This window comes from Rhodococcus sp. JS3073 (assembly GCF_026810085.1).
In the GTDB taxonomy this organism is placed as follows: domain Bacteria; phylum Actinomycetota; class Actinomycetes; order Mycobacteriales; family Mycobacteriaceae; genus Rhodococcus_F; species Rhodococcus_F wratislaviensis.
Genome location: NZ_CP113951.1, coordinates 5,456,630 through 5,469,803 on the forward strand (window position 1 = coordinate 5,456,630; position 13,174 = coordinate 5,469,803).

Annotated in this window: 11 protein-coding genes and 1 pseudogene; 5 read left to right on the forward strand and 7 right to left on the reverse strand. The window is 64.2% G+C overall.

Annotated elements, in window-relative coordinates:
- The first annotated feature begins 34 nt into the window (after positions 1-34).
- Genes OYT95_RS24615 through OYT95_RS24630 form a run of 4 tightly spaced genes read left to right on the forward strand, consistent with a single transcriptional unit; the run spans position 35 to position 4,337 of the window.
- Positions 35-1,360, forward strand: a complete 1,326-nt coding sequence (locus OYT95_RS24615; protein ID WP_268792270.1) for an ABC transporter substrate-binding protein — start codon at positions 35-37, stop codon at positions 1,358-1,360.
- Positions 1,357-2,322 (forward strand): carbohydrate ABC transporter permease, encoded by a 966-nt coding sequence (locus OYT95_RS24620; RefSeq protein WP_037231181.1) that lies wholly within the window; start codon positions 1,357-1,359, stop codon positions 2,320-2,322. The genes OYT95_RS24615 and OYT95_RS24620 overlap by 4 nt, the downstream gene beginning before the upstream one ends.
- Positions 2,322-3,200 carry a carbohydrate ABC transporter permease gene (locus tag OYT95_RS24625; RefSeq protein ID WP_268789377.1) on the forward strand — a complete coding sequence of 293 codons (879 nt, stop codon included), beginning with the start codon at positions 2,322-2,324 and terminating at the stop codon, positions 3,198-3,200. Before OYT95_RS24620 ends, OYT95_RS24625 begins: the two co-directional genes overlap by 1 nt.
- Before the next feature lie 51 nt (positions 3,201-3,251).
- Positions 3,252-4,337: an ABC transporter ATP-binding protein gene (locus tag OYT95_RS24630; RefSeq protein WP_268789378.1), complete on the forward strand. Its 1,086-nt coding sequence runs from the start codon at positions 3,252-3,254 to the stop codon at positions 4,335-4,337.
- A 66-nt stretch (positions 4,338-4,403) separates the two neighbouring features.
- Here OYT95_RS24630 and OYT95_RS24635 read toward each other — a convergent pair whose 3' ends face one another.
- On the reverse strand, positions 4,404-4,925 hold the full coding sequence (locus tag OYT95_RS24635; RefSeq protein ID WP_268789379.1) for an AMP-binding enzyme: 522 nt from the start codon (positions 4,923-4,925) through the stop codon (positions 4,404-4,406).
- Positions 4,926-5,058: 133 nt separating this feature from the next.
- On the opposite strand from OYT95_RS24635, the gene OYT95_RS24640 reads away from it, so the two are divergent.
- Complete coding sequence (locus tag OYT95_RS24640; RefSeq protein WP_268789380.1) at positions 5,059-6,279, forward strand: IS701 family transposase; 1,221 nt, start codon at positions 5,059-5,061, stop codon at positions 6,277-6,279.
- A 142-nt stretch (positions 6,280-6,421) separates the two neighbouring features.
- On the opposite strand, the pseudogene OYT95_RS44470 reads toward OYT95_RS24640, so the two are convergent.
- The 6 genes and pseudogenes from OYT95_RS44470 to OYT95_RS24670 form a co-directional block, all read right to left on the reverse strand.
- Positions 6,422-8,101, reverse strand: a pseudogene (locus OYT95_RS44470) (PucR family transcriptional regulator); the annotation flags it as partial.
- A 150-nt stretch (positions 8,102-8,251) separates the two neighbouring features.
- Positions 8,252-8,716 carry an SDR family NAD(P)-dependent oxidoreductase gene (locus tag OYT95_RS24650; protein ID WP_268789381.1) on the reverse strand — a complete coding sequence of 155 codons (465 nt, stop codon included), beginning with the start codon at positions 8,714-8,716 and terminating at the stop codon, positions 8,252-8,254.
- Positions 8,713-9,648 carry an acyl-CoA dehydratase activase gene (locus OYT95_RS24655; protein WP_268789382.1) on the reverse strand — a complete coding sequence of 312 codons (936 nt, stop codon included), beginning with the start codon at positions 9,646-9,648 and terminating at the stop codon, positions 8,713-8,715. Before OYT95_RS24655 ends, OYT95_RS24650 begins: the two co-directional genes overlap by 4 nt.
- Positions 9,648-10,922, reverse strand: a complete 1,275-nt coding sequence (locus OYT95_RS24660; RefSeq protein ID WP_442972572.1) for a 2-hydroxyacyl-CoA dehydratase subunit D — start codon at positions 10,920-10,922, stop codon at positions 9,648-9,650. Before OYT95_RS24660 ends, OYT95_RS24655 begins: the two co-directional genes overlap by 1 nt.
- Positions 10,923-11,014: 92 nt before the next feature.
- Complete coding sequence (locus OYT95_RS24665) at positions 11,015-12,187, reverse strand: 2-hydroxyacyl-CoA dehydratase subunit D (RefSeq protein ID WP_268789384.1); 1,173 nt, start codon at positions 12,185-12,187, stop codon at positions 11,015-11,017.
- Between the two features lie 134 nt (positions 12,188-12,321).
- Positions 12,322-13,173 carry a PaaX family transcriptional regulator gene (locus OYT95_RS24670; protein WP_235214764.1) on the reverse strand — a complete coding sequence of 284 codons (852 nt, stop codon included), beginning with the start codon at positions 13,171-13,173 and terminating at the stop codon, positions 12,322-12,324.
- Between the last annotated feature and the right edge of the window lies 1 nt (position 13,174).

Below are 13,174 nucleotides of genomic sequence, written 5' to 3' on the forward strand. Positions count from 1 at the left end.
AAGATCGGTGAAGAAACACAAGAAGCCGGCGACGATGCTGGTAGCGGGAGCGGGGGCGCTGTGCCTCACGCTCAGCGGATGCGCGGGCGCCGGAACGCTCGGTGCGTCGGATCAGACCATCACCATCGCGATGGTCTCGAACTCGCAGATGCAGGATGCCCAGAAGCTCGCCTCGCAGTTCGAGGAGGAGAATCCCGACATCGACCTGAAGTTCGTGACGCTGTCGGAGAATCAGGCGCGCGCGAAGATCACGGCATCCACCGCGACCGGTGGCGGCGAATTCGACGTCGTGATGATCAGCAACTACGAGACCCCGCAGTGGGCCAAGTACGGCTGGCTGAAGAATCTGTCGGAGTACGCGCAGGCCACCGAGGGCTATGACGAGGCCGACTTCATCCCGACCCTGCGCGAATCCCTGTCCTACGAGGGGAACATGTACTCGGTGCCGTTCTACGGCGAGTCCTCGTTCCTGATGTACCGCAAGGACCTGTTCGAGCAGGCCGGCATCACCCTGTCGGAGAAGCCGAACTGGACCGAGGTGGCAGCGGCCGCAAAGCAACTCGACTCCGACGACATGGCGGGCATCTGCCTGCGTGGCAAGCCGGGCTGGGGTGAAGTGCTCGCACCCCTCGACACCGTCATCAACACGTTCGGTGGCCGCTGGTTCGACGAGGACTGGAACGCTCAGCTGACCAGCCCGGAGGTGGAACGCGCGGTGCAGTTCTACGTCGACCTGGTACGTGAGTACGGTGAGCCCGGTGCCGCGACGAGCGGTTTCGGTGAGTGCGCGACGCAGCTGGCTCAGGGGCAGGTGGCGATGTGGTACGACTCGACGTCCGCAGTGTCCACGCTGGAGGATCCGGCGTCGAGCGCCGTCGTCGGCAAGATCGGCTACGCGCCCGCGCCGATCGAGGTGAAGGACAACGCCGGCTGGCTGTACAGCTGGTCGCTCGGAATTCCCGAGAGCAGTGAGAATCCCGATGCGGCGTGGAAGTTCATCTCGTGGATGACCGACAAGCAATACATACGCACGGTCGGTGAGGATCTGGGCTGGGAGCGGGTGCCTCCGGGCAGCCGGCTGTCGACCTATGAGATTCCCGAGTACAAGGAGGCCTCGGCGGCCTACGGACCGCTGACACTCGAGGCGATCGAGAACGCGACACCGGAGGCGCCCACCGTGCTACCGGTTCCGTACACCGGCGTGCAGTTCCTGGCGATCCCGGAGTTCCAGGATCTCGGAACCCGCGTCAGCCAGCAGATCAGTGCGGCGATCGCGGGCCAGCAGACGGTGCCCGAGGCGCTCGCCCAGGCACAGCAGTACGCCGAGGTGGTCGGCGCGACATATCGGGAGGAACGATGACAACCATCGCCGAGAAACCCACCACGGACGGCACCGCCGACCGGGTGCGGGAACTGCGGGAGGCCAAGGACGACAGCGTCTCCCGCGCCGAGGGATGGCGTCGCCGGGGGCCGTTGCTGCCCGCTCTGATCTTCATGATCGTGGTGACCCAGATCCCGTTCCTGTTCACGCTGTACTACTCGACGCAGTCCTGGAACCTGGTGCGACCGGGCTCCCAGGCGTTCGTCGGACTGCAGAACTACGTGGACGTGTTCCAGGACAGCCAGTTCCGTGAGGTCGCGGTCAACACCGTCATCCTGATCGTCGGCACCGTGCTGATCTCGGTGGTGCTCGGGTTGCTGCTCGCGCTGCTGCTCGACCGCGCCTTCCTGGGCCGTGGCATCGTGCGTACCCTCCTCATTACCCCGTTCCTGGTGACGCCCGTCGCCGGTGCGCTGCTGTGGAAGACAACCATGTTCGACCCGGTGTTCGGCATCGTCAACTTCGTCCTCTCCCCGTTCGGGGTGGGACAGGTCGACTGGGTCAGCAAGTTCCCGCTCGCCGCGGTCATGGTGAACCTGATCTGGCAGTGGACCCCGTTCATGATGCTGCTGATCCTGGCGGGTCTGCAGTCCATGCCGCGCGACATCCTCGAGGCGGCACGGGTGGACGGCGCCAAGCCGTTCGCGATGTTCCGCGAACTGACCCTCCCGCATCTCCGCCGGTTCATCGAACTCGGTGCGGTGCTGGGTGCGATCTACCTGATCAACACGTTCGACGCCATCTACATGATGACGCAGGGCGGGCCGGGCACGGCCAGTGCCAACCTTCCCTTCTACATCTATCAGCGCGCATTCCTCGGTTTCGACATCGGGCAGGCCGCCGCGATGGGCGTCATCGTCGTGATCGCGACCATCGTCGTCGCGACCCTGGCGTTGCGCCTGATCTTCAAGAGCTTTACCGGTAACGAGGAGGCAGCGTGATGAGTACCGACACTGCGGCGGCGCCGGTGGAGTCCACCCCCACCGCCCCGGAGACGAAGCGGGCGCGTAAGCACCGCGAGTTCAGCCCGTGGAGCGTGGTGGCGTGGATCGTGGCGCTCGGCTTCTTCTTCCCCGTGGCGTGGATGGTGCTCACCGCGTTCAAGCAGGAGGGCGACGCCTACACGACCCCGCCGAAACTGTTCTTCACCCCCACCCTGGACCAGTTCAAGGCAGTCCTCGACAGTGGAATCGGCACGGCACTATTGAATTCGGCGTTCGCGACCGCCATGTCGACGATCCTCGTGCTGGTGCTCGGTGTGCCGGCGGCGTTCGCGCTGTCGCTGCGTCCGGTCCGCAAGACGAAGGACGCCCTGTTCTTCTTCATCAGCACGAAGATGCTCCCGATCGTCGCCGCGATCATCCCGCTGTACGTGATCGTCAACGACATCGGCCTGCTCGACAACATCTGGGCGCTGGTGATCCTGTACACGGCGATGAACGTTCCCATCGCGGTGTGGATGATGCGCTCGTTCTTCCTCGAGGTCCCCGGCGAACTGCTCGAGGCCGCGAGCATGGACGGCGCGAGTCTGTGGACGTCGGTGCGCGAGGTGATCCTTCCGCTCGTGTCACCCGGCATCGCGGCCACCGCGCTGATCTGCGTGATCTTCTCGTGGAACGAATTCTTCTTCGCCGTCAACCTCACCGCCGTTCAGGCGCAGACGATTCCGGTGTTCCTCGTCGGATTCATCACCGGCGAGGGCCTGTACTGGGCCCGGCTGTCGGCGGCGGCGACGCTGGCGGCGCTCCCGGTCATCCTGGCCGGCTGGATCGCACAGAACAAGCTGGTCCGCGGCCTGTCCTTCGGTGCGATCAAATGATCACCCCGGCAACCACTTCCCCCGACTTCGGTACCCACAAGAGGAGCAATCATGGCTGACATCGCGTACAAGGGCGCATCCTGCATCTACGAGAACGCCGACACGCTGGCGGTCGATACGCTCGACCTCGACATCGAAGACGGCGAGTTCATCGTCCTCGTCGGCCCGTCCGGCTCCGGCAAGAGCACGGCACTGCGGATGCTCGCCGGCCTCGAGGACATCGACGAAGGCACCATCGAGATCGGTGGCAAGGACATGGTGGGTGTGCCGTCGAAGGACCGCGACATCGCGATGGTGTTCCAGAACTACGCCCTCTACCCCAACAAGACGGTGGGCGAGAACATGGGCTTCGCGCTGAAGATGCGCGGAGTCGGTGTGGAGGAACGGAAGAAGAAGGTGGCCGATGCCGCCAAGCTGCTCGACCTGACCGACTACCTCGACCGTAAGCCCGGCAAGCTGTCCGGCGGTCAGCGCCAGCGCGTCGCGATGGGCCGGGCGATCGTGCGTGAGCCGCAGGTGTTCTGCATGGACGAGCCGCTGTCGAACCTCGACGCCAAGCTGCGCGTCCAGACCCGCACGCAGATCGCGGCGTTGCAGCGCCGACTCGGCACCACCACCGTGTACGTCACCCACGACCAGGTCGAGGCCATGACCATGGGTGACCGGGTAGCCGTCCTCAAGAACGGCAAGCTGCAACAGTTCTCGGCTCCCACCGAACTATACGATCGCCCGAAGAACGCGTTCGTGGCCGGATTCATCGGTTCGCCCGCGATGAACCTGATGACCATGCCCATCGTCAGTGACGGCGTGCGCCTCGGGAACTCGACACTCGCGCTCGAACGCGACCAGCTGTCGGCGCTGCACGCCGCCGGACTGGAGACCGTCACGGTCGGTGTGCGTCCCGAGCAGCTGGAGTTGTCGACAGGGGAGGGTGGCATCGAGGTGATCGTGGACCTGGTCGAGGAACTCGGAAGTGAATCCTACGTGCACACCCACATCGCCGGTAACGGTACGCAACTGGTGGCCCGGTCGCTGACCCGCACCCCCGCGCGGCTGGCCGACACCGTGTCGCTGCGCAAGCGGGAAGGAGCGGTGCACCTGTTCCACCCGGAGACAGGGGAGCGGATCGGCGACTAGAGCGTGCGTGGGCGCGGGCTGATCCGAGATCGGGTCCGCGCCCACCCTGTTGTGCTGTTCGTGGAATCAGCTGTTGGACAGCCGTTCCGGCGCCATCTTCTCGTCGAGGTGCGTGGCGGTCAGTGCCCCGGACGCTATCTCCCGCTGCACACGGAATTTCTGGATCTTGCCGGTGGGCGTCATGGGGAGTCCGTCGGTGAAATACCACAGCGAGGGCGTCTTGTGTGCGGCGATTCGGTCGCGGCACCAGGCCTTCAATTCGGCCGCGTCCGGCGGATTGGCCGGGTCCGTGGGCCGCACGACGGCGCCGATCTGCTCGCCCCACTTTTCATCCGGAACCCCGACGATCGCCACCTCGGCCACGTCCTGGTGCTGGAACAGCAGTTCTTCGATCTCGCGCGGGTAGATGTTGAGTCCGCCCCGGATGATCATGTCCTTGAGGCGCCCGGTGATCCGCAGAAATCCTCTTTCGTCCATCGTGGCGAGATCGCCCATGTACAACCATCCGTCGGCGTCGATCGTCGCTGCCGTTTCGTCCGGCATGTCGGTAATAGAGAATCCGGCCTGCCAGTGCGCAGATACCCGCATTCGGTCTCCCATGGCTAGGTGGATGGCACTGATGGGCGACCGTGGACGTATCCGAGCTGTTGAGTGCGCGACATCACCTGTAATGGCGGGGTGTTCCGAAACCGTGCCGGATGTACTACAACGACAGATCGTGATGAATGAATCGGGTCGGGCGCACGACGCGGGACGTCGCGACCGCGGAACGGCGCGTGCCCTCCCGCGGGGCTTCGTGGTCTTCTGCGCGCAGTTCGCCCCTCGATTCCCCCGAGTCGAGCCGCGTCGGCGGATGTCGGCCTACGTCTACGGACTGATGGGTGGCGCCCGCCGCAAGAACGGGTGGACGCAGGCGGAGGCGGCGGGCGAGACCGGCCCGGAGGGCATGCAACGGTTGCTGAACGCGGCATCCTGGGACGAGGACGGCGTGCGCGACGACACACGTGGGGTGGTGGTCCAGGCCGTCGGCGATGTCTGGCAGGGGCGGTTGATCGTCGGTGATCTCTCATTCCGGAAGCGGGGCGGCCGGTCTGCCGGGGCCGCCCCTCAGGTATCGGGGGAGACCGGGAGGACCGAGAACGCCCAGACCGGAGTATTCCTGGCGTACGCATCCGAGGCGGGTGTGGGCCTGATCGACCGGGAGCTGTACCTGCCGCGGGAATGGACCGACCACCGGGACCGCTGCCGGGCGGCGGGTATCGACGATTCGGTGAAATACGAGAGCCCGGAAGAATTGGCGCGGACGATGATCGACCGGGCTCTCGACGCAGGGGTGCCGTTCGTCTGGGTGACGGCGGGCGTGACCTACGGCCGATCGGAGCATTTGCGAAGATCATTGGAGGAGCGGGGTGTTCCCCACATCATCGAGGTACCGGGCGACTGCCGGGTGACCACGGCAAACCTCCAGGTCCGCAACGTCGACACCGTGATCGACGAATTGTCGGAGACGGTGTGGCACCGGCTCAGTCACGGCGACGGTGCCACCGGACTTCGCGTGCGGGACTGGGCGGCCGTCGATTTGCACAGGTCCGGACAGCGTCACGGGAGCTGGTTGCTGGCCGGACGATCGATCACCGATCCGTCCGACGTCACCTACCACTTGTGTTTCGGGCCGGTCGGCAGCATCCTGTCCGAGCTCGCCCGGACAGCCGATGGTCATCGGGCAGTCGAGGGGTGCCTCCGCGCGGCACGGAGGAAGTCAGGTCTCGCGGACTATCAGGTCCGCGGGTACAGGGCGTGGTACCGGCACGTCACCCTGTCGATGGTGGCGGCGGCGTACCTGTCGATCCTGGAGACGAGTACGACGGACCGGGACGCGGGCGAGGTGTCGCATGTGCGGCCGGTGCGTTCCCGGCCGAACGCGGTCGCACCGTGGTGGTGAGACACGGCTCATCGACCACCTCGCCGGCTGTCGTGGTCGCTTCCTCGACGGGGTCGAGCGCGGGGTGGCCCTGAAAGCGGAGAATCAGCAACGCGGTCTGGATGCTCAACTGATGTGCCGCGTCGCCGACGACGTCGAGGCCCGTCAGGGTGTGAACGCGCGAGAGCCGTAGCCGCACGGTGTTTTCGTGGACGCCGAGATGGCGCGCGGCGCCACGCGGACTCCGGCCGGCGTCGAACCAGCACTGTACGGTACGCAGCAGACCGTCGGTGCCGGGAACATCCCGGAGGAGAGGTCCGAGTAGGTCGTCGACGAACCGCCGCAGGGCGTCGAGGTCACCGTTGGCCAGAAACACCCGGGCTGGGCCCAGATCGTCGACCGCGAGAATTCGGTGCGCCGCGGGCGGGGTGAAGCGGTCGGCGCACTGGACGACTTCGCGGGCCTCACGGTAGGCGCGGGAGAGCCCGGCCGGTTCGCATACCGAGGACACGCCGGCGATCATTCCCGGGAATCGGCACACCGCCGCTGCCGCGCGAGTGAGCGCATCCTTGACCTGCGATACCGCGATCACGGACGCGACATCGATTGGGGCCTCGACCAAGAGGATCACCCCCTCCGGCCCGCGGGTCGACAGCACCTCGACACCGAGGAAACGCTCGAGGTGTTCGGTGACGGCTTGGTCGAATCCCTCGCGCTCTCTGTCCGGAGCCCGTACGAATACCAGCACGCGGTGTGCCTCGGTATCGACGCCGAGGTACTCACCGCTCGCCGCGAGATCCTCTCGAGCGCCCGTGCCGAGGATCAATTGTCGGGTCAACGCGGATTTTGCGTTCCACGCGACGCGGGCGATGCGTCGTTGGATCAGGAACTGGGCGCCGATACGACGTGCACACCGCGCGGCGGTGTACTCGTCGGTCGGGCGGAGCGGTGTGGGATGTTCGTCGATCACGAGCCAACCGAAATGCTCACCCCGCTCGGCGACCCGGGTGACGATCTTTCGGCGGACCATCTCGGTCGACGCTCCGGCGGCGAGAACGATCGGTTTCGATCCCGCAGTCGTGTCCGAGGGGTAGGAGCGGAGAATGGTTGCGAGCGTGGGCATCGACGTTCGCCCCGCCGAGTGTGGACCGGCAGCGGCGATCATCCGCTCCCGCCTGTCGAACAGGACCACGGACTTCCCCGTCAACTCCGCACAGACCTTCACGATCGCGGACATGGTGTCGGCAACGGCGACGGCATCCTCGAGCCGCTCGACCACCGCGGCACGCTCATCGGTCAGCAGCCGGCCGTGCTCGAGGTCCCGCCTGCGACGGCGCTGCTCCTCGGCGTCGAGGACGGTGGCGGCTGCGGAATCGATGAGCGAGCGGATCGAGGTGAGCGCAGCGGAGTGCAGGGTGGTGAATTCGGCATCGGGCCGCGGGTCGGTGAGGAGGAGGATCCGGACGGGATCCGACGGGGGATCGGACAGCCGAAACACCACGATCCGCGCGGAATCCTGGAAGCAGGTACCCGTCAGATCGTGACCCGCGCCACAGATCGGCTCGGGGGACGTCAACGCTCGAGAAACGAGCGGTTCACCCGGAGGCACCCGCAGTCCTGAGGCTCGAGGTCCGCTGACGGGAAGGGGGATGAATAGACCTCGGGCCCCGTCTTCCACCAGCACGCAGGCGGTCGCAAAGTCAGCTTGCACAGCGGTGCGTGTGAGTATGTCGTCGAGCAGGCGCAGGTGAGGCGGAATCGGCGACCGATCAGTCATGGCTCCTCGCTTGTGGCGGCGCACCAAAGGCGGCGAGTCATCACCGTTTGGTGAGTGCTGGTTCATGGCTCGATCGATTCCAGTGCGACAGGTCTTCCAGCATTTGGACTGACCATAAATCCTGAGGATGGATACGGCAAGGGCGAACCAGCGAGTTTGTGGGTCAAGACCGGGCGGCGCGGAGGCTCGGGCACGGTCAAGATTGCGAAACCGGAGCTAGTTGTGTCGCAGTCGGTCGAGCACCTTGTCCGCAACGACGGAATCCTCGTCGACAGCGACCGATTGAACGCTGACACCGCCGGAATCCGAATCGCAAGTCCCGCCGACGTTCACAACGGTTCCGTGGCCGAGTGCACGCATGGATTTCAGTACGACGTCCGTGACGGCAGTGTCGCCGGGCAGACAGTTGACGAGGATGTCGGCATCACCGAGTGACGCTGCGAGTTCCGCCACTACCCGACAGGCGTCCTCGTTCGAGGATAGATCCCCGGCTCCGGACAGCGCCCAAATACCCGACGCCGATTCGAACAGCCGTTTTGCCGCAATTTCACCTAGTTCGACATCGCGGCCGATCAGGCCGATTCGCTGTGCACCGAGCTCGACGAGTCGATGCGCAATCAGCAAACCAAGTCCTTGGTCACCACCCACGATGAAGATCGTGGAGTCATGCACGGGGCTCATGTCGTGGTCCGCACCGTCAGCGGAATTGAGACGTGGCTGTGGTCGCCGGCGGTTCCGTCGCAACCGGCGCACTGAGGAACTATTCCGGCTGCCCGCGCGGCCAGTTGTTGCTTGGCTGCGCCATCACGCGACTCGGTCGGGGCGACTGATCCTGCGTACTCGTCCCGTGCCAGAAGGCCGGCGCCGTACGCTCCTGCGATCTGTGGCTGCTCGAGCAGTTCGAGAGGGCGGCGTAATGCCAATTCGATGTAATGCCTGGCTGCCGCATTCTGGGCGACGCCGCCGGTCATGACGGTTGGCGTCGCCTTGCCGACCTGGGCGACCAAGCCGAGGGTTCTCGCGGCAACGGCTTTGTGGACCGAGGCGGCGATATCAGACTTGGCTTGCCCCTGAGCAAGGAGGGAGATCACCTCTGTCTCGGCGAAGGTGGCGCACATGCTACTGACTTCCAGGCCGTCGGCGCCCGCCAGCGCGAGGCTGCCCACCTCCTCGACATCGACTTCCAGTGCGCGGGCGAGCACGTCGAAGAAGCGCCCGGTCCCGCTCGCACACCGATCGTTCATGGCGAAGCGATCCACCAAACCGTCGGAGTCGACCGCAATGACTTTGCTGTCCTGACCGCCGATATCGATGACCAATCGGACCCCCGGGTACAGGGCGGCTGCTCCGCGCGCATGGCAGGTGATCTCGGTGAACGACCGGTCGGCGCCTGGGACGAGCTTGCGCCCGTATCCTGTGCTGATGGTTCGTCTGATGTCGTCCTGAGTGACATCTGCTGCCGTCAGCGCCTGGTTCATTGCGCGTGTCACCGCATCTCTACTGACGGCACCCATCTGGACAACGCTCGAGCCGACCAAGCCGCCGTCCTGGTCGACGACGGTGGCCTTGGCCGTCGTCGAGCCGAGGTCGACGCCCATCACGTACCAGTTCATCAGACCAGCGTCTTCATCCGCTGCACGTCGATGGCCTCCAACATCGCCTCGAGGCGACTGTCGAACAGCTCATCGTTGTAGAACGAAGCGTCCGCGACGTCGCCTTCGAAGACGAACGACTTGACCCCACGTTCCCGCTCGGCTGCTTTGGCCAGCATCGACTGTGGATTCGTCATTGCGCGGCACGTGCGAGTCGAGTGGAAGGCGATGCCGTCGATGGAGTACTGGTCGAGGCGCTTGAGCAGCAATTCCTGAAGATTCTTGAGCCCGTGGTTCAGTGGGCACAGCAGGTAATGTTGGCCCATCCCGCGCAGCGGATTGTCGACATCGATGAGTTGCGGTTCCTGCCAGAAGGATTCATGCGTGTAGCGACCAGCGACGACAGCGACGTCGTACTCGGCGAACTTGCGGGTGAGGAATCCGAGTTTGTTCCAGTTCATTATGCCGTCGAAGTACACGCGGTACCGCTCATTTGCGACGGCGGAGACTCCGTCGACGATGCGCTGCTGGATCTCGGCTTTCACACCCGCGAAGTAGTCGACGAGTGCCTGATTACCGGGGAGGAAGTTGATGGGTGCGATGCTGGCGACCCAGTCCCAATACGTCGCCGGAGTCGGGGCGAGTGTGCACAGTTCCATCGCTTCGAGGCGCAGTTGCGATGCCTTCTTGATGTAGGACATGCTCTCGCTCAACGCATCCCAGTCGAACGGTCGCCCGGTCTGATGCTCGAGAAATTCGACCAGTTCCCGCAGCTGGCCTTCTACGTAGGTGCTGACCTCGTTCCACTCTTCACCACGCATGTATCCGGCGTCCGGCTTGTTGCCCCACAGCATCGGAATCGACACGTTGAAGATGGGGAGCTTTCGGTCGAAGACACGGTACGTCATCGCGTCCCATTGCTGACCGGTGCTGCAACCTGCATACCCGTTGACGAAGAAGTCCGGCGCAGGAAGTTTGGCCGCCAGTTCCTGCTGGTCGAGCATGCCTACGACGCCGCTCTCGCGTTCGTTGACGTTCTTTTGCGTCAATACGGCGCACCCGAGATGAGTGCGGGCATACGAGCACAGCTCACCGATATAACCGTACTCGGAACCAGCAGCCTGGGCCGGCTTCTCGAGGTGCTGTGCGGCGAGGCGGGCAGCGAATGCCTCACCGTGGCACCATTCGAGGCCTGCTGCCTGAAAGATGGGGTTGAGGGCGGAACCGTTGTACCAGACAACGTGCTTGCCACGCTCCTTGGCGGTGAAGATGTTCTCCCAGTAATCGGCGGTCATCTTTCCGCCGACTCGGGTGCTCGACAGTCGGTTGGTCTTGTCTTGGGGCGTTGCGATCGGCACTACGAACTCCTTCGAACGTGGGTTACGAATCAGGCAGGGACGGGTGCGGCATGACGACGGATGCGCTCGATGAATGTCTCCATCTTGGTCCGCAACGTTTCCACCGGAATTCCCTCGTGTTCGGTCTCGATCAACAGCGATGGCACATCGTGCCCTTCGAGCGCCTTGCGCAACTCCGGGTAGTACAGCATGTGCGGCTCGCAGAATTTGGCCATCAGAACGACGACTCCGACAGAACGACTCTTCGCAAGCGAATCCAGCAGGTACGTATCCCAGTCAACCTTGCTGGTGACGCGAGTAGGGCACGGTGCGTTGATGTTTCGCTGCATGTACCACGTCGACAGCGCCTTCAGTGGATCGTCGCTTTCGGGGACATCGGTAGAAATGTAGCGGTAGCCGGTGTAAAGGTCGTCATCCACGACGAGTCCGCCGGATTCCTCGATGACGTCGAGGATCTCAGGTTTGGGCGCGTGGCAGAAATGACCCGAAAGATGCAGCCGCACCAGGTCATCCGGTGCCTGATCGCGCAGCACGAGTCGATCGAGTAGTGTCTCGAGGACGGCTGTGTGCTCCTCGATATCCATGACCATGCTCGATTTGACGAGAAGTTGCATCTCGCCGGCAGTGATGCGTGTCAGGCCTGATCGGCGCAAGTCGTAGAACCGGCGGAGCAGGCGACGGTTCGCATTGAACAGTCCGATACTGCGTGTGAGGTCCTCGGCGGTCACGACAGTGCCGACGACGGTTTCGATCTCGGTCTTCAGTTCGCCGATTCGGCCGTCGACTCGCGATTTGGTCCAGGCGTCATCCATCGCGCTGGTGAATTGCGCGAAGTGCACCGGCTTTTCGGGTCGTGCATAGCGGATGGCATCGACGGCGCCCAGAAGTTGAACGCAGTGGTCGGCAGCGACGAATCCGTCGAACACGTCGAGTTCGCCGATGGCCGCCTGGTCGGCGACGCTTCTGGTGTATCCGCAATAGAACTCGGCGAGCATACTGCGACCCTCGGTGATCGGTGTCTTGCTCTCCTGAACGATCACCGGCAAGGCGCCTGCAGCATGCACGATCTCCGACGGAAAGTTCATGGGGAACGAGCCGATGACAGGTCGTCGATGTGTGTCTTTCCAGTTCTGTGCGTACGAAACCGGATCGTCGGCGGCAATTCGCAGCGTGGCCAGCGAGGGTGCGTGGAGTTCGCTCACTGTTCTCCTTCAACTTCCTGAAGTGAAACGCACCGCAACGGCGCTGCCTCGAACTATACATTTTAGGACAGGCGCTGTCGAGAAATGTAAAACTAAATCTGGTTAGACGTATGCCCGAACGGTTCGAGCGGTGTTCAGTCGAGGCGCGCTATCGACAGCCAGTGCGCGTGCGCTGCAGGTGCCCACTCGGTGCGGAAATCCTGGAGTCGTTTCACGACCCCGAGGCCGGCCCAGCCGGGGAGGAGGACGTCCGGCAGGTGTGGATCCATGTAGGGCGTCTGCCGGAGTGCGTCCACCAACTCCAGGTGGGCGAACAGTGCAGCCTCGCCCGACAGGCCTTTCTTGTCTGCGAACCTGGTCAGTAGGTCGTCGTAATCGTGGGCGATCTTCTCGAGATCCCACGAACGCTGCACCAACTCGTCCTCCGAGATGCCCGCGGCTGCGGGCGACCCGATGAAGGAGACGGTGTTCGGCGACAGTCCGAGGGAATCGATGACCTTCGTGGCTTCGGCCAGGCGATCAACGTGCGGGGTGACCCACACACCGGGGCTGGGATTGCCGAAACCGGCCCATCGAAACGCGGCATACAGCTTCTTCCGTACCGCGCGGTGCGACTCGGGAACAGGAACGATGACGACGAGCCACCGGCCGTCCCATCGCGCGGCTTGGGATGCGTCCGGGAACACACGCGTCGTACCTTCGATGAACAGCTGATGGCCCCGCTCGGTGAGGCTCCACTTCGTTTCGCGACCGTCCCGTTTGGCGGTGATCAGACCGGATGCACCCGCGCGAGCGATTGCCTGCCTACTGGCAGCCTCCCCGAAGCCCAGGCCGGTGAGGGCGTAGAGCAGCGCCGCCGTCCGTACCGGTCGACGGTACGGAGCGACGAACTCGCCGAGAATCGAGATGAGTGCGGAACGCGCGCTGCCAACTGAGGTCGACCCCCCCGTACCCGGCTTCGACATTGATTCGGTCACGGACGACATG